Here is a 16,692-nt window from a genome sequence, read left to right on the forward strand (position 1 = left end):
GTTTTTCAAGAAGACTTGTCATGCTTGGACGATATATACGCATATCTTTATTGTATATGATTCCAGGTAGTTTGAGAAGGCAGGGGGTAAAAATGGCGAAACAGACGTTTTTAAAGGGCACTCTTATCCTTATCGCAGCAGGAATGGTTACAAGAATGCTCGGGTTTGTCAACCGGGTGGTTATCGCCCGTTTTATCGGTGAAGAAGGAGTCGGGCTTTACATGATGGCGGCGCCTACCTTCTTCTTGGCCACTACATTAACTCAATTCGGTCTGCCGGTCGCGATCAGCAAGCTAGTCGCTGAAGCCAGTGCGCGCGGAGATCATCAAAAAACGAAAAATATTTTAGTCATGTCTCTGACCATCACGGGAGTGCTCAGCCTCATCTTTACACCGCTGTTTCTGTTTTTCGCCCCGGTTATGGCTGAAACGATGCTGACAGATAAGCGAACACTGTATCCGCTCTTGGCCATTACGCCGGTTGTGCCGATTATTGCTATATCGAGTGTGCTGAGGGGATACTTTCAAGGAAAACAGAATATGAACCCGCTTGCTATGTCACAAGTCCTTGAACAGGTCGTCCGCATTTCACTCGTGGCTGTCTGCACAACGATTTTTCTCCCTTACGGAATTGAATATGCTGCAGCGGGGGCAATGCTATCCTCAGTGGCAGGGGAGCTGGCATCACTTCTTTATTTATTCGTTTGCTTTAAGTATAAAAAGACAATTAAAATCAGAAAGCATTTTTTCCAGTCAATTAAAAACGGAAAACAAACCTTTACCCAATTAATGAGCGTGTCCCTTCCAACAACCGGGAGCCGCTTTATCGGAAACCTCTCTTGGTTTTTCGAGCCAATCGTCGTCGCTCAAAGCCTTGCCATCGCCGGTGTGGCAACAGTTGCCGCAACAAAGCAATACGGGGAACTGACCGGCTTTGCCATGACGCTGCTGACTCTGCCCAGCTTTATTACATATTCTTTGTCGACCGCGCTTGTTCCTGCGATCAGTGAAGGAATGGAGCAGAAAAAATTGCAGGTGGTGGAATACCGTTTGGAACAGGCGATGCGTCTCTGTCTGCTCAGCGGAGGCATTTCAGTTGTTATTTTATTTGTATTTGCGGATGAGCTGATGAGAGTGATGTACGGTTCCTCAGGCGCAGCTGTATTTATAAAAGTGATGGCCCCGTTTTTTCTGCTTTATTATTTCCAAGGCCCGCTTCAAGCTGTTCTGCAGGCGCTTAATTTGGCAGGAGCTGCGATGATGAACAGCTTAATCGGAGCGCTAGTCAAAACAGGCCTTATTTTTGTCCTTGCCACAAGGCCTTCTCTTGGCATTATGGGCGCGGCATTAGCCATTGTGACAGGCATGGTGCTCGTCACGCTATTGCACGCAGCAACCGTAAGCAAAGTGCTGCCGATCAGCATCAAAATCAAGGAGTACGCGCTCAGCTTCGCTGTTATTGTAATTTGCGGATTCATCAGCTCCGCCATCAAACAATATATAAACTTTGGAGCATCTGAGGCTGTCAATCTAGCCGGATGGATTGCGGCGAGCGCCGCCATTTATATGATCCTCCTGCTCGTTTTCCGTTTAATTAAAAAAGATGAGCTTCGCCGCATTCCCATTATCGGACGGTTGATCATCCGATAATGGTCACGTGCGGTGCCCATCTTTTTCGTCAATAAATAATTCTCCGTCTGTAAACGAGCAAAATGAAATATCTGAAGGGTTTGTGTATCCGTGTTTTTGCAAACTTTCAAGCAGCCATTTTCTATCTTTACTGATTCTGGACAGGTTTTCTGTTTGAATGAAGCCGTCTATAATGAGCGGCATTTCGAGCTGCCGATGCTCTCCGCTATTTTCTTTCTTTACAATAGTCAGTTTGCCCGACGGCTCTAAAATGGCAAATGATACGTCAGCTACTCTGTCGACGCTATTTTCTCTGAGCTGAACCATTAAATCATCAAAATTATAACGCTGTGATTTCATGGCTTCTTCGTCAATTTTTCCATATTTGATAATTATGGTCGGCTTACCGTCAAGAAGCTGGCGGACTTTTCGGTTTTTTAAAGAAAAGTATGCCAAAGTCACTTGAATGATCATTAATACAAGCATTGGCAAAATGGTATGAAATAGATGATCGTCTACGTTTTCTATGGCTAAAACGGCAATTTCAGCCATCATGATAAAGACAACGAGATCTAAAATACTAAGCTCTCCGATCTCCCGTTTGCCCATGAAACGAAAAATGACCAATATCACAAAATACAATACGACTGTGCGAAACGCAATAGTGAGAAGCTCTTCCATTATGCACCTCCAACTCATTATAGGTTGCAACAAAATGATCAATTTATGTAAGAAAAACCGATTGCATTTCACAAAGCTTTTACGTCTAATTCATGGGATAAGGGAATACATTTTTACAAAGACGAGCCATCAGCATGTCTGACGGTTTTGAACAAAAAGAACAGAAGCCTTTTAATACAGGCAGAGAGGAGACAATTATGGAGGAAACGAAACAAGTTGGAAAAGGCATTCTTTACGGCTTAATCGCCATATTTGCAGCCATGCTCCTGACAAGTTTGGCGGTTTCACTTTTATTGACCGCAACCTCGCTGGAAGAATCATCATTTAACTGGCTGATCACAGCTATCTCATTTCTCTCTTTATTTATCGGCGGATTCATTTCAGGCGGGAAAGGCAAGGAAAGAGGCTGGATGATTGGAGCATTGACTGCCTTAAGTTTTTCTCTGATTATCTTATTGTTTCAGTATTTAGGATTCGGAAAGACATTTACAGCAGAACAGCTGATCTTCCATCTGGGATTTTTAGGGGTGTGCATGCTGGGCGGGATTTTCGGCGTGAACATGAGGGGAAACAGGTCTTCCACATAAAAAAGAGCGGGCTCACCCGCTCTTTCAGCATGTCGACAAACCCTCGCATTCGTTGTCAGGCCTACGTTCCGGTACTCACGAATTTATACATTCGCTGCGCTCCGGTACTCGGCCTTCCTAGACTTCAAGGGTTTTCAATCTTGCTGAAAAGATGACAAAAAAAGAGCGGGCTCACTCGCCCGCTCTTTTTTGTTTGCTATGTATAGCTCCTGCTGTTATTCAGCAGCAGAAACTTCTCTGATCGCGCGGCGGTCGAACGTAAGACGTGTGTTATCACCAGTCTTAATTACGACTTTGCTTTCGTCGATAGAGTCAACAGTACCGTGCAATCCCCCGATTGTCACTACTGAATCGCCTTTTTTCAGTTCCTCTTGCATTTGGCGTACAGCCTTTTGCTGCTTTTGCTGAGGACGAATCAGCAAGAAGTAAAGGACCGCAAACATTAAAATAATAGGAACCAATGTACCTAAAGTGCCAGTCATCATTTTCACCCCTTTCTGTAAGCCTGTTATGTTTTATTTAGAAGCTTTTCGCATTTGGCTTGTTATAGCCGTAACGCTCAAAGAACTCTTCTCTGAAATCACCCAGACGATCCTGGCGAATAGCCTGTCTTACCTGCTCCATTAAGTGTAACAGAAAATGAAGGTTATGGTAAGTTGTTAATCGAAGGCCGAATGTTTCATTGCAGCGAATCAAGTGCCTAATGTACGCGCGAGTGTAGTTTTTACATGTATAGCAATCACACTCTTCATCAATCGGACGGAAGTCTCTTTCAAATTTCGCATTTTTCATATTGAGTCGTCCTTCAGCAGTAAACACTGTGCCGTTTCTTGCAATCCGTGTAGGCAGCACACAGTCAAACATATCGACCCCGCGGATCGCTCCGTCGATCAGTGCGTCCGGAGAACCTACTCCCATCAGATATCTCGGTTTATCCTTCGGCAAGAGCGGTGTTGTAAATTCGAGTACACGGTTCATGACATCCTTCGGTTCACCTACAGACAATCCGCCTATAGCATATCCCGGAAAATCAAGGGAAATCAAGTCCTTCGCACTTTGTGTCCGCAGATCTTCATATTCTCCGCCTTGTACAATACCAAACAGCCCTTGTTCATCCTGACGATTGTGGGCATTCAGGCAACGTTCCGCCCAACGGCTTGTCCGTTCAACTGACCTCTTCATGTAGTCGTACTCCGCCGGGTATGGCGGGCATTCATCAAACGCCATCATAATATCAGAGCCGAGTGCGTTTTGGATCTCCATCGCTTTTTCTGGAGATAAAAACAGCTTGTCTCCATTGAGATGATTGCGGAAATGGACACCCTCTTCCTCTATATTACGAAACTTGCTTAAAGAAAAGACCTGAAAACCGCCTGAATCTGTTAAAATTGCGCGGTCCCAGTTCATAAATTTATGGAGCCCGCCCGCTTCTTTGACAATGTCTTGGCCCGGACGAAGCCATAGATGATAAGTGTTGCTCAAAATGATGCCTGCATCCATTGCTTTCAGCTCTTCAGGCGACATTGTTTTGACTGTCGCCAGTGTGCCGACCGGCATAAAAACCGGCGTTTCAAAGGAGCCGTGAGGCGTATGCACTTTGCCCAGCCGCGCTCCTGTTTGTTTGCATTCTTTTATAAATTCATAGCGTATTGGTTGTTCAGCCACTTTTGATGAGGCCTCCTGTTCTCAAATTATATAATCAGCATCGCGTCTCCGAAGCTGAAAAAACGGTATTCCTCTTCCACTGCATGGTTATAGGCACGCAGAATGTTTTCTCTTCCAGCAAGCGCGCTGACCAGCATAATCAATGACGATTTCGGCAAATGGAAGTTTGTAATCATTCCGTCAATGGCTTTAAATTCATAGCCCGGATAAATAAAAATAGATGTCCAGCCGCTTGATGCTTTAAATTGCCCGTCATGTTCCCCGGCAATCGTCTCAAGCGTGCGTGTCGAGGTTGTGCCGACAGAAATGATTCTGCCGCCATTTTCTCTTACTTTGTTTAAGGCTGCAGCCGTTTCTTCTGACATTTGATAAAACTCTGCATGCATATTATGCTCTTCCACTTCATCGGCACTCACAGGGCGAAACGTTCCAAGGCCTACGTGCAGTGTGATGAACTCAATTTGCACGCCTTTGTCTTTCAGCTGCTGTAAGATTTCTTCCGTGAAGTGAAGGCCAGCTGTAGGCGCAGCAGCAGAGCCGATTTCTTTTGAATACACTGTCTGGTAGCGCTCTTTGTCATCAAGCTGTTCTTTGATATATGGAGGGAGCGGCATCTCTCCAAGGGATTCAAGCACCTCGTAGAAAATACCGTCATATTGAAATTCCATCTTTCTGCCGCCGTGCTCAAGCTCTTCCGTGCAGATTGCCTTCAATCTTCCGTCTCCAAATGTGACAACAGTTCCTTTTTTTACCCGTTTCGCCGGTTTGGCAAGTGTTTCCCATTTATCACCGGTTTCCTGTTTCAGCAAAAGAAGTTCCACTTTCGCGCCGGTATCCTCTTTTGTGCCGAATAACCGCGCAGGCAGTACCCGGGTATTGTTCAGGACAAGACAATCGCCTTCGTTAAAGAAGCTGATAATGTGTTTAAACGAGCTGTCAGTAAGCTCTCCTGTATGTTTATCGAGCACCATCAGCCTTGAAGCATCACGCTGCTCCAACGGTACTTGTGCAATTAAACGTTCTGGTAGTTCAAAATCAAATAAATCGACTTTCATGATGATTTCACCTTTATTCTAGTCTTTTGTTATTTCATTCTGCCAAAAAGATTGAGCAAAATTGATAATACCACACTTATAATAATACAAGTGACAACCGGGAAGAAAAACGTGACATTTCCTTTTTTCACAAAAATATCTCCCGGCATCTTGCCGACAAAATGCAAAACTGCTCCGATAATAAGCAAAACAGCACCAAGAATCATAATGATCTTAGGAAATTCAGTCATATCGGGGAGCCTCCATTTGGAAATGATGATAAACGGCCGGTGTCACGATCCTTCCACGCGGCGTTCTTTGTATAAATCCAATTTGCAGCAGATATGGTTCATATACGTCTTCAATCGTATGCGATTCCTCGCCGATGGTAGCTGAAATCGTATCAAGGCCTACTGGGCCGCCGTTGAATTTTTCGATCATGCCCATCAGCAGCTTATGATCAATATGATCCAAACCGAGGCGGTCAACCTGAAGCCGCTCCAGCGCATTCTGAGAAATGTCTTCCGTAATCCTGCTGTCACCCAGCACTTGGGCGAAATCGCGCACCCTTCTCAGCAGGCGGTTCGCCACGCGGGGCGTCCCTCTCGATCTTCTTGCAATTTCAAGAGCCGACGGTTTATCAATCTCAACCTCGAATACATCAGCGGTTCTTGTGACAATATCCGCCAGTTCTTCTTGTGTATAGTACTCAAGGCGAGACATGACGCCGAATCTGTCTCTTAAAGGAGCCGTCAAAAGCCCCACCCTCGTCGTGGCTCCCACCAGCGTAAAAGGCGGAAGGTCGAGCCGAACCGAACGGGCAGATGGGCCTTTGCCAATCACAATGTCCAGGCAAAAGTCTTCCATTGCAGGATAAAGCACCTCTTCGATCGATCTGTGCAGCCTATGTATTTCATCAATAAATAATACATCTCCCGGTTCCAGCGCCGTTAATATAGCAGCCAAATCACCAGGCCTTTCAATCGCAGGCCCTGATGTCGTCCGCAATTCCACTCCCATTTCATTAGCAACAATCGAAGCAAGCGTTGTTTTTCCGAGTCCGGGCGGCCCGTACAGAAGAACATGATCCAGCGTCTCCTGTCTCATTTTCGCCGCATCTATAAACACGCGCAAATTTTCTTTTACCTTATGCTGCCCGATATACTGTGCCAGATTTTGCGGCCTCAGGCTTTGCTCTATCACTGATTCATGGTTGTCTGCTTCACTTGAGACGAGCCGTTCATCCATGAACATCACCTTACTTTAATAGTTTTTGTAATGCTTTTTTCACATATTGGTCTGTTGTCAGCCCAATTTCTTCTTTAAGGTGAGGAAGCACCTTTTTGATTTCTTTTTCAGCATATCCGAGAACCCTGAGGGCTTCAAGTGCTTCTTCAAGAGCCGTTTCCGCTGTTTGCTTTTCAAGCCTTTCTTCATGATTAAACAGATTTTCAATCATTTCAGGCACAACATCTGCCAGCTTTCCTTTTAAATCTAGAATAATCTGGCGTGCGGTTTTCTTTCCTACTCCAGGAAACTTGACCAAAAAAGCTTCATCCTCATCTTCAATTGCTTGGATGACCGCTCCGGGATCACCCGAGCCCAAGATGGCAAGTGCTCCTTTCGGGCCAATTCCGGTCACGTTTAACAGCTTTGTAAAGAGCGCCTTCTCCTCTCTTGTTGAAAAACCGTAAAGCGAAAAAGCATCCTCTCTGATATGATGGTATGTAAAAATCGTTTCTTGGCTTCTCTCCTTATATATAAACGGATTCGGCGTGAAAATCTGATAGCCGATGCCGCCGTTCTCTATGACAATATATTGGGGAGATACATAATCAATCGTCCCTTTAACAAATTCAATCACGCAAATTCACCTCTTTGACTGTTCTTCATTGTACCATAAAAACAGCCAAAGTCTTATAGAAAAGTTAACATATGTTCGCTTCTCTCTCATTCTTTCACGAAAAAAAAGACATGAATTCATGTCTTCAATCAGCGGGCGTTACCCGCTGTATGTCTTCATATGTTCGATGACATCCTCAAACTCCGCTTTTGTCCGAAATGGAATGCCTTTCAGCAGATTTTTTTGCATATGGCTTTCCAGCCTTTCTAAATCAATTTGAAAAAAAGACTGAATTGGTTCGGAAGCTGGCTCAGGCCGCCCATGAAAAGTGGAAATCACTCCATTATCCGATACACCGATATACCCGTTGACCTTGCTGAGCGGAGAAATATCGTCCATTTGCTTCCGAAAGAGCACATATCCCTTTTTTTGTTCCACAAGCGTCCATCCGGCATAAGCTGCCCAAAAATCATCCATAGAAAACACTTTTTCATGCTTATGCTCAATGCTGACATCGCCGTCCAAATACACCTTTTCAAGCTGCACATGCACCTGCAGCGGCTCATAGTGCTCCACTTCCGCGCCAAGTGCGCGGGAAGGAGCTCCTATTAAAAATACTGCCGCTGAGCAAAGAATGCCCAGCAAAAGATACGCCGTGCTGAATCGTTTCACCCTCTACACCTCTTTGCACACGTTTATGATTAGTTTGACCAAAGAGGCTACTGCTTAACCGTTTTATCAAAATTTGTCTGCACATTTTCCCTGACAAACCGTTCCTCCGTATACACATCTGTGCTTTGCTCAGAAATTGTCAAGAATCGCGTCAGAAAGGCACTGAAAAAATACAATGCCGCAAAGATCCAAATCACGCCGCCTGCACCGAGCGGCCCAATGAAAAGACTCACGATGCCCGGCGCGATAAACGCACATAAACCAGATCCCAAATTCAACACTGACATGGCAGCACCTTTATTATCAGGTGCAAGCGTCGGCAAAAGCGCGCTTAATGGGACGTACCCTGCTAAAGCCGCGCCGTAGCAGCAGGCGATAATCATGAGCACCCAATACTGATGCCCGATCAGCTGAGGCGTGTAATACAGCGCCAGCGTAAAAATACCGCATCCGACACCGCCAAACCACATGACCGTATTGCGCCAGCCAAGTTTATCTCCGACTGCACCGAAAATGATATTAAACACAATATTCACAAAAAACAGCGTCCCCCATATTTGCAGCCATTCCGAAACCGAATACCCGTATCGTGCTAAATAAGTAGGAAGAAAGATGGCAAATCCAAATTGTCCTATCGCATTAATCGTCTTGACCACTCCGCCGATGCCTACCTTAGGGTTTTCAAACATAATTGTAAATGCCTTCGACAATTCTTTCCATTTCGGCTGATCTTGTTTTTGTATCGGAGTAAATTTATCTTTGTTAAAAAATAAGGCAAGAATTCCGCCTGCCGCCACAAACAGTAAAGCGCTCCAAAGCGTATTGATTTCTCCAAAGGCCGGAACCGCATAGCTGGAATAGAACGGGCCGAGCACGTTAAGGCCGCACGTAAACATAAACCAAAACCATCCGACGGCTTTTCCGAGAATATTTTGAGAGGTGCTGTATGACACCCATACGAGAAAAGAGTATGCAAACAGCGGATATCCCAAGCCTCTAAGAGCATAGCTGCCCAAGAGAGCCGGATAATACATATGAGGAATCGCCCAGCCGATAAAAGCGGCCGAACCGAGGATAAATGCAAGCAATCCGACAGTCATCGTTTTTCTCGGCCCCCAAGTTTGGACAAACGTTCCTGAAAGCCAAGCTGAGATGGTGACAGCAATGCCGTACATGGTAAATAACGATGCGGATTGCTGCATACTGAGACCATGATCAACGAGAAAAGGAGACAGCCAGCCTTGTTCGAGGCCGTCTCCAACCATAAAGATGACAACGCCAATATAACCCCAAACCATGTGAGAAGGAATTCCGATTTTGTTCAAAACATTTCCTTTAGCATGTACTGTATTCATTTTCTCCACCGCCTACTTAAAGTATCAATGGAGTATATACCCAAGCTTGCTGAATTGTAATCCTGTTAGATTAAAAAGCGATTTTTTCAGTGTGCTCAATGCTGACAGGCATGCCAAAAGCAAGCGATTGCTGTGCTGCTCTGGCGATCCTTCCGGCCTGTAAACCGTCATTACCGGTGCAGGGAATCTCCTGGTTTGTGCCGATCGCTTCTGCAAAACGGAGAATCTCCTCCTCATATGAATCCTTATAGCGTTCAAGGAAAAAGAAATGCGGTTTATCCTTCATCACAAAATCAGCTGTTGACACCTCAACCGTTGTCGGCCTGCTATTGTCAGCCGCTGCAGAGCCTTTCGTCCCGAAAACCTCAACCCGCTGGTCATATCCGTACACAGCTTGGCGGCTGTTATCAATCACAGCCATGGCACCGTTTTCAAAAGTCAGTGTAATAACAGCTGTATCAATATCACCCAGTTCCGCAAAAGAAGGATTCACCAAAGCCGCCCCTTTGGCATACACTTCCGTCACTTCGCTCCCCAAAATATATCTGGCCATATCAAAATCATGGATCGACATATCCATAAACAACCCGCCTGACGTACGGACATAATCTATATTCGGGGGTTCTGGATCCCGAGAAGTGATTTTTAATAAATGAGGCGTACCAATTTCACCATTTTCAACAATCGTTTTGATTTTCTTAAAATGAGGATCAAAGCGGCGGTTAAATCCGACTTGAAGTGTTACCCCGTTTTTCCGGACAGCCGCAAGCGCTTCACTCGTTTCGTCCAGAGAGAAACTAACGGGCTTCTCACAAAATATATGCTTTTTCGCCTCGGCTGCTTCTTTGATCATCTGTGCATGTACGGCTGTAGGAGAGCAAATAAAAATAGCATCAATATCAGGATCATGTAATAAATCACGATAATCAGAGGTTATGTATTCAATCTGATGACTGTCGGCCCAGCTTTTTATACGGCTTGCCTGAATGTCAGAGACTGCTTTTATTTTCATGTGAGGAATCCGGCTTATATTTTGAACATGAAGTTTGCCGATGCGGCCTGCACCGATAATCCCTGTCACAATCTGTTTTGTCATGGCTTCTTCCCCCTTGATCATTCACGAAAGCGCTTTATTTAAAATTAATACTATCCCATTTGTAAGCGCTTTTCAAGAATGGAAATTAAACCTTCTATGTCTCTTTTATCACAATTCATGCTTATAAGTAGCCTTCTTCTTCAAGACCAGATACACTAGAATTAGGCTCTTTTTCCTGAACAGTTTATGATTTTCCTATAAACAGCTGCATAAAATAGAGCAAAGAAGGTGAATGAAATGCTGACAAAAGCAGAGGCACTGGCCCATTCCGTCATATACCGCAAGAACAGCAGATTTGATAAAGTCAAAGAGAAATCCGAGGAATTAACACTAATCGGCAAGGGAAGAAGCGCCTATGTGTTTGCCTTAACAGAAGGCGGTCGAAAAATGGCGCTGAAAGTATTTTTTCCGGAATATCAAGCGACAGCAGTCAAAGAAGCAGCGATCTATGAAAAATTAGCCGGGTCCGCATTCTATCCTGACATTTACGAAACTGGCGATTCATTTATTCTCATGGAATATATTAAAGGTGAAACATTTTATAACTGTCTGAAGAAAGGCATTGCGATCAGTGATGACATGATTCAGCAGGTTGAAGAAGCGCTTTCTGACGCCCGGGCTGCCGGCCTGAACCCGTCAGATATCCATTTGCGGAATCTGATATTGACAGAAACCGGGGCGGTGCGGGTGATTGATGTTGCGAGATTTGAGCAGACAAAAACATGCACGCAGTGGGACGACTTAAAATCCGCATATCATGCACTCTACAAAAAACCGATATTCCCCAAAAAGATTCCGGGTTTTTGGCTGGAGATCATCGCATTTTTATATAAGAAAGATTGGTTTCAAAAGCATTTCGCACAGCGGAAAAGAAAATATTCTTAAATCAAAAAGGCAGCCGCACAAGCGGCTGCCTTTATCATGTATTTTTTACTTTCTGACGGCAGAAATCAGTTTCATTTGTTCAGGCGACAGCTTAATTCGATAGCCTCTCACAGTTAAGTAGACCGCTTCTGGGTCCTTCTCGCCGGAATGACAATACGTTTTCTCCATTTCTGTCTCCCCTCACCCTTTATTGGCTTTATTTCATCTTATCATTGCTTTATTAAGGTAATTTTAAAGAAATGTAAAGATCATATGAATCCGATATATAGTAAAATGAGAGAAAAAAAGGGAGAGACATTAAGACACGCAGCAACATCCCGCTTATTATGTTTGCCCTGCTGGTCTTCTTCGGCGGCGCCATCTATTGGATGTTATTTTCACTAAAAAACGTTCCGAAAGGAAATCTCGTCCAATCGGTTGAATCGCCGGACGGCAGCTATACGTTAAACACTTATGTATCCGAAAACACCTTGAGCTTAGATGCAGCCAGAGGTGAACTTGCAAATGAAAAAACACTTGTCAAGAGAACAATCTACTGGAATTACCCAGACAGCCGCCCAGCAGTGACGTGGGTCAATCACAATACAGTGAAAATCGGCAATCAGACTTTACATCTTGATACTGATGAAACATATGATTGGCGAAAAGATGATCATTGGATCCGTGAAGAACCGCCGCAGGCGTCAGCGAGGTGATGAAACATGAATAAGATAAACGGAACAAATGATGACAAGCATTTCAATCATTTTGTGATTGCTTTATCCTTTATATACGGTTTGACTGAACTAGGCTATTTGTTGCTGAAGGATTTTATAACAATTGCCATAAGTTTGCCTCTGTAGAAAAACGCAGCGTAGTCGATACGCCGCGTTTTTTCTTTTTCCCTTCCTCTTCTTATTGATAATTACAGGTCATATAATGTGACAAATCGATTGTAGAAATAGTTCGATTAGACCAAAATCCTTTTTATACATGTATTCGAATTTGAAGTGAGGGGGAAGCTTGATGGCAGATTTTGTTGCTAGTTTGAATGCGGTCTTATGGAGTACGCCCGTCATTTATATTTTATTGGGAATTGGATTCGCCTTTTCAATTATGACCCGTTTTTTACAAGTCCGACATTTAAAAGAAATGATTGTTCAGATGTTCAAAGGCAAGAGCTCTGAAGCCGGCGTTTCATCTTTCCAAGCGTTATCGATTGCGCTGTCCGGCCGTGTGGGCACAGGAAACATCGCGGGAGTGGCGACAGCAATTGCATTCGGCGGACCCGGTGCGGTGTTCTGGATGTGGGCGATTGCCTTTATCGGGGCGGCGAGTGCCTTTGTAGAATCAACACTTGCTCAAATTTACAAAGTAAAACAAGACGGTCAATATCGGGGCGGCCCTGCTTATTATATAGAAAAAGGCTTAGGCATTAAGTGGTTTGCCGTCTTATTTGCCGCTGCTGCCCTTATTGCAATGGCCTTTCTAATGCCAGGCGTACAGTCCAACTCCATTGCGGCTGGGATCCAAAATGCATTCGGCATCTCTCCTTTCGTCACAGGGTGCGGTCTGGTTTTATTATTAGGGTTTATTATTTTTGGCGGCGTCAAACGAATTGCCAGTGCGGCGCAAATGATTGTTCCATTTATGGCCATTGGATATATCCTGCTGTCTTTGATTATTATTGTCATGAATGTGTCTGAATTACCTGCTGTGCTCTCATTAATATTCAAAAGCGCCTTTGCATTGGATTCCGCTTTTGGCGGCTTGATCGGCATGGCGATTTCCTGGGGCGTTAAACGTGGCATTTACTCAAACGAAGCCGGCCAGGGAACAGGCCCGCATCCGGCAGCTGCTGCAGAAGTTTCTCATCCGGTCAAGCAGGGACTGGTTCAGGCATTTTCTGTTTATATTGACACCTTGTTTGTATGTTCCGCTACAGCTTTCATGATCTTGTTTACCGGCATGTACAATACCCAGGCTGCAGATGGTTCCTTTATCGTTCACCAGCTTAAAGGCGTAGAAGCAGGACCTGGTTTCACACAAGCGGCAATTGACAGTGTTCTTCCCGGATTCGGTGCAGGCTTTGTTGCCATCGCTTTATTCTTCTTCGCTTTTACAACAATTATGGCGTATTACTACATCGCAGAAACAAATATCGCCTATTTAGCACGAGGCAGAGAAAGCAAATGGGCGATGCTTGGCTTAAAACTGATTATTTTAGCCGCCACGTTCTATGGTACTGTGAAAACAGCTTCACTTGCTTGGGCATTAGGGGATGCAGGGCTTGGCATTATGGTATGGCTGAACGTCATTGCCATTGTGCTGCTTGCCAAACCGGCGCTTCTTGCTTTAAAGGATTATGAGCGCCAAAAGAAGCAGGGCTTAGACCCGGTCTTTGATCCAAAAGCGCTGGGTATCAAAAACGCTGATTTCTGGGAGAAAGAATACACTCATGATAGTGAACGTGTCTCCTGAACATACTAAAACCGGCCCGATATAACATCGTGCCGGTTTTTTTATGAGCGATAGTTTGTATACACTTCTTGAACATCATCGTCATCTTCAAGGATGTCTATTAATGTTTCCAGCTTCTCAACAGCCTGATCATCGGCTTCTGCATAGGTATTGGGAAGCATGGTCACCTCCGCCGAAGAAATTGGATATTTCGATTCGAGGGCTGTTTTCACCTCTTCAAAATGCTCAGGCTCTGTGAAAACCTCATATAGGTCTTCTTCAATTCGCAGCTCTTCTCCTCCTGCTTCAAGCACATCAAGCATGAGCTCATCTTCTTCTATTTGCCGTTCAGTACGGTCTATCGTAATGAAACCCTTTCGTTCAAATAAAAAGGCTACACATCCGCTTTCTCCCAGACTTCCGCCATTTTTATTAAAGGCTGTCCGCACATTTGACGCCGTTCGGTTTTTATTATCTGTTACGCATTCAACCATGACGGCAATCCCTGAAGGGCCGTAGCCTTCATAGGTGATTTCTTCATAACTGCTTCCATCTTGGCCTCCCGCAGCTTTTTTAATGGCTCGATCTATATTTTCATTCGGCATATTGGCGCCTTTTGCTTTTTCGATGACAAGACGCAATGCTGAATTTGCTTCTGGATCCGCTCCGCCTTCTTTCGCTGCCACATAGATTTCTTTTGCCAGCTTCATAAATATTTTGCCGCGCTTTGCATCCTGTGCATTTTTTCTTTTTTGAATGTTTTTCCACTTGGAATGGCCTGCCATGTTTTCACCTTCTTTTACATTTTCTATGTACACTTTAATGGGAATTGTTCGCTGATGCAAAGAAAAAGGCTGCCGAATATCACTTCCGGCAGCCCTTCCTTCCTAGCGGTTGTTCATTTTATGAAGTTTTCTGAACAGCCCTTTATCTGTTGATACTTGGACGTCACGGCCATTTGCATAGTTGCGCGCTGCTTTTACGACATTATCTCTGTCAGACTTTGTGAACTCTCTGTGGCTTTTGACTGCGATAACTACTCGGTCATCCGATACCATAACTTGTGTGTCATTGATGTTTTTCACTTGTTTCACACGGTTGGCAATTTTTGCAGCCAGTCTTCTGTTTTCTTGGTTGTCATACCCGTTGTTCGCTGCATTCCGATTCATGTTTCGGTTATTCGTGTTGTTATATGTTCCGTCAGTTGCCAAAGGAACACGATCGTCAGCAGTAACACGGTCACGGTTATTTACATTCGTGGTGTTTCGGTTACCGTCGTTCTGATCCTCCATTAATTCAGAAACAGGACCATCGTGGTCGATTCCGTCTCCCTGTCTATCGGCGTCATTTTCATTTGTATAATATCCGATTGGACGGGTATTGCCGTTATTCCGCGTATCATTCATAGCATTATCGTTTGCTCCGCATGCTGTTAAGCCGGCTGTCATTAGAATCAGGCTAGCGATCGTCATTTTTTTACCCAATGGAAAAACCCCCCGTGGACGAATTGAGCATGTTTGCTCGCTTTTATCATGTGCGTATGGGGGCCATGTTAAGCGTGTCAGTTCTCTCCATTTGGCAGTGATCTGCTTGAAAACAAAAAAAGGAACGATTTACATCGTTCCGAACGATCACTCATTTTCTTCTTCCGGCCGGCCAAACATTTGGTTTACAGAAGGCTGATTCGTCATTGGCATAGAAACTCCTGCCGAATATGGGTTTGGATTTGGGTTAGCTGTGCCATATGGCATATTAGGGCTTCCATAAGCTCCCATTCCCGAATGGCCAGGTGCAGAGAAATATGGCTGATGATCACCGTCACAGCCGCAGTCGTCATGATCTTTGTATGGCATGTAACCATGAGCCGCAGCAGGCTGGTATGCTCCCATTACTTGGGGAGTGCCGTAATAAGGGCCATACGGCATATGTCCATACGGAGATCCATAAGCCGGAGATGCGTATTGCGGCGCACCGTATGAACCGTAATGTCCGTGATGGCTGTTTTCATGATGCTGGTTTTCATAACCCGGGTCATACTGAGGCGATACAAAGCCTGGCTGGTATCCATGCATCGGATGCATTGGAAAAGCCTGTGCCGGATAGTACGGATAGCATAATCCTGATCCTGGAAGAATTGGCGAAACAGGCACCGGACACGGTACGAAATGAGCCGGATAATGATAATAAGGCTGAACAGCCGGCATCGGCATATTCGGAACTGTGTGATGAACGTTTTCCTCTTCTATACCGCCTACCTCTGGCGCCTTTGGCATATTAGGCATATTCGGATAATTTGCATTTTCCATATTACTCATAGCCTCCTGTTGTGGAAATTGGTCTTGCATATGATACATATGATCCATATTTCCGTCATGATGTTGTTTCGGCTCCTCCGGTTTAGGAGGCGACCAAGGCTGGAAAAGCTGTTTCATATCATAATAATCGTTCACATCAGCTTCAGGGTACACATTTTCCTGCAAATTAGGCATCGGCGGGACATACGGCATGGACTTCTTTTCTTTCGGCTTTGTGTCTTCTACATCGACAACGGATTTAGGCTTCTCTTTCGCATATGGATGTTCTTGCTTCACACTCCCGGCCGCAGGACTTTTGCCCGCTTTTGGCTCTTTTCTGACCGGGACTCCTTCTGACGGCACTTTTATTTTCATTCCAGGCATGATTAAGTCTGGATTACTAAGCTGTGTATTGAGTTTTTTCACTTCCTCAACATCGACTCCGTACTTTTCAGCTATTTTCCAGAGCGAATCGCCTTTTTGAACGATATGGATTTTCAACGTTTTCCCCTC

General features: G+C 44.7%; 20 protein-coding genes. 6 read left to right on the plus strand and 14 right to left on the minus strand.

All coding sequences use genetic code 11. The features are described 5' to 3' along the window. Positions 1-92 precede the first annotated feature (92 nt). On the plus strand, positions 93-1,649 hold the full coding sequence (spoVB, locus tag CW370_RS14160; RefSeq protein ID WP_029946160.1) for a stage V sporulation protein B: 1,557 nt from the start codon (positions 93-95) through the stop codon (positions 1,647-1,649). A 3-nt stretch (positions 1,650-1,652) separates the two neighbouring features. Here spoVB and CW370_RS14165 read toward each other — a convergent pair whose 3' ends face one another. Beyond that, positions 1,653-2,309, minus strand: a complete 657-nt coding sequence (locus CW370_RS14165) for a DUF421 domain-containing protein (protein ID WP_024573583.1) — start codon at positions 2,307-2,309, stop codon at positions 1,653-1,655. Positions 2,310-2,506: 197 nt separating this feature from the next. Between CW370_RS14165 and CW370_RS14170 the strand changes: the two genes are divergently transcribed. After that, positions 2,507-2,896, plus strand: a complete 390-nt coding sequence (locus tag CW370_RS14170) for a TIGR04086 family membrane protein (protein ID WP_031315243.1) — start codon at positions 2,507-2,509, stop codon at positions 2,894-2,896. A 215-nt stretch (positions 2,897-3,111) separates the two neighbouring features. Here CW370_RS14170 and yajC read toward each other — a convergent pair whose 3' ends face one another. From yajC to iolG, 9 genes are all read right to left on the minus strand, one after another. After that, entirely contained in the window at positions 3,112-3,378 is a 267-nt protein-coding gene (yajC, locus tag CW370_RS14180) for a preprotein translocase subunit YajC (protein ID WP_004398708.1), read from the minus strand. Positions 3,379-3,415: 37 nt separating this feature from the next. Beyond that, complete coding sequence (gene tgt, locus CW370_RS14185; RefSeq protein WP_024573542.1) at positions 3,416-4,561, minus strand: tRNA guanosine(34) transglycosylase Tgt; 1,146 nt, start codon at positions 4,559-4,561, stop codon at positions 3,416-3,418. Between the two features lie 26 nt (positions 4,562-4,587). After that, the gene (gene queA, locus CW370_RS14190) at positions 4,588-5,616 is read right to left on the minus strand and encodes a tRNA preQ1(34) S-adenosylmethionine ribosyltransferase-isomerase QueA (RefSeq protein ID WP_003229723.1); all 1,029 of its coding nucleotides are present in this window, start codon (positions 5,614-5,616) and stop codon (positions 4,588-4,590) included. A 29-nt stretch (positions 5,617-5,645) separates the two neighbouring features. Beyond that, positions 5,646-5,846 (minus strand): DUF2905 domain-containing protein, encoded by a 201-nt coding sequence (locus tag CW370_RS14195; RefSeq protein WP_003222669.1) that lies wholly within the window; start codon positions 5,844-5,846, stop codon positions 5,646-5,648. After that, positions 5,839-6,843: a Holliday junction branch migration DNA helicase RuvB gene (ruvB, locus tag CW370_RS14200; protein ID WP_003229718.1), complete on the minus strand. Its 1,005-nt coding sequence runs from the start codon at positions 6,841-6,843 to the stop codon at positions 5,839-5,841. Before ruvB ends, CW370_RS14195 begins: the two co-directional genes overlap by 8 nt. Positions 6,844-6,853: 10 nt before the next feature. Beyond that, a complete protein-coding gene (ruvA, locus tag CW370_RS14205; protein ID WP_014477531.1) occupies positions 6,854-7,459 on the minus strand; it encodes a Holliday junction branch migration protein RuvA in 606 nt (201 codons plus the stop codon). Between the two features lie 138 nt (positions 7,460-7,597). Then, positions 7,598-8,110 (minus strand): sporulation cell-cell signaling protein BofC, encoded by a 513-nt coding sequence (bofC, locus tag CW370_RS14210; RefSeq protein ID WP_003229715.1) that lies wholly within the window; start codon positions 8,108-8,110, stop codon positions 7,598-7,600. Positions 8,111-8,157: 47 nt separating this feature from the next. Continuing rightward, on the minus strand, positions 8,158-9,465 hold the full coding sequence (locus CW370_RS14215) for an MFS transporter (RefSeq protein WP_003246197.1): 1,308 nt from the start codon (positions 9,463-9,465) through the stop codon (positions 8,158-8,160). A gap of 70 nt (positions 9,466-9,535) precedes the next feature. Beyond that, a complete protein-coding gene (iolG, locus tag CW370_RS14220; protein ID WP_024572251.1) occupies positions 9,536-10,561 on the minus strand; it encodes an inositol 2-dehydrogenase in 1,026 nt (341 codons plus the stop codon). 237 nt (positions 10,562-10,798) lie between these two features. On the opposite strand from iolG, the gene CW370_RS14225 reads away from it, so the two are divergent. Further along, positions 10,799-11,446 (plus strand): phosphotransferase, encoded by a 648-nt coding sequence (locus tag CW370_RS14225; protein WP_024572252.1) that lies wholly within the window; start codon positions 10,799-10,801, stop codon positions 11,444-11,446. Positions 11,447-11,491: 45 nt separating this feature from the next. Here CW370_RS14225 and CW370_RS21310 read toward each other — a convergent pair whose 3' ends face one another. Continuing rightward, the gene (locus CW370_RS21310) at positions 11,492-11,614 is read right to left on the minus strand and encodes a hypothetical protein (protein WP_003229707.1); all 123 of its coding nucleotides are present in this window, start codon (positions 11,612-11,614) and stop codon (positions 11,492-11,494) included. Positions 11,615-11,814: 200 nt separating this feature from the next. On the opposite strand from CW370_RS21310, the gene CW370_RS21315 reads away from it, so the two are divergent. The 3 genes from CW370_RS21315 (at position 11,815) to CW370_RS14240 (ending at position 13,906) form a co-directional block, all read left to right on the plus strand. Continuing rightward, entirely contained in the window at positions 11,815-12,141 is a 327-nt protein-coding gene (locus CW370_RS21315) for a DUF5412 family protein (RefSeq protein WP_175405008.1), read from the plus strand. Between the two features lie 6 nt (positions 12,142-12,147). Beyond that, positions 12,148-12,288, plus strand: a complete 141-nt coding sequence (locus tag CW370_RS14235; protein WP_017696343.1) for a hypothetical protein — start codon at positions 12,148-12,150, stop codon at positions 12,286-12,288. Between the two features lie 163 nt (positions 12,289-12,451). Then, complete coding sequence (locus CW370_RS14240) at positions 12,452-13,906, plus strand: alanine/glycine:cation symporter family protein (RefSeq protein ID WP_017696342.1); 1,455 nt, start codon at positions 12,452-12,454, stop codon at positions 13,904-13,906. Positions 13,907-13,947: 41 nt separating this feature from the next. Here CW370_RS14240 and CW370_RS14245 read toward each other — a convergent pair whose 3' ends face one another. From CW370_RS14245 to safA, 3 genes are all read right to left on the minus strand, one after another. Beyond that, on the minus strand, positions 13,948-14,670 hold the full coding sequence (locus tag CW370_RS14245; protein ID WP_015714449.1) for a YebC/PmpR family DNA-binding transcriptional regulator: 723 nt from the start codon (positions 14,668-14,670) through the stop codon (positions 13,948-13,950). A 102-nt stretch (positions 14,671-14,772) separates the two neighbouring features. After that, on the minus strand, positions 14,773-15,369 hold the full coding sequence (gene sgpA, locus CW370_RS14250) for a spore germination protein SgpA (protein WP_015714450.1): 597 nt from the start codon (positions 15,367-15,369) through the stop codon (positions 14,773-14,775). 147 nt (positions 15,370-15,516) lie between these two features. Further along, positions 15,517-16,680 (minus strand): spore coat assembly protein SafA, encoded by a 1,164-nt coding sequence (gene safA, locus CW370_RS14255; RefSeq protein WP_029946089.1) that lies wholly within the window; start codon positions 16,678-16,680, stop codon positions 15,517-15,519. Positions 16,681-16,692: the final 12 nt, after the last annotated feature.

The sequence above is a fragment of the Bacillus sp. SN32 genome, assembly GCF_002837495.1.
In the GTDB taxonomy this organism is placed as follows: Bacteria; Bacillota; Bacilli; order Bacillales; family Bacillaceae; genus Bacillus; species Bacillus subtilis.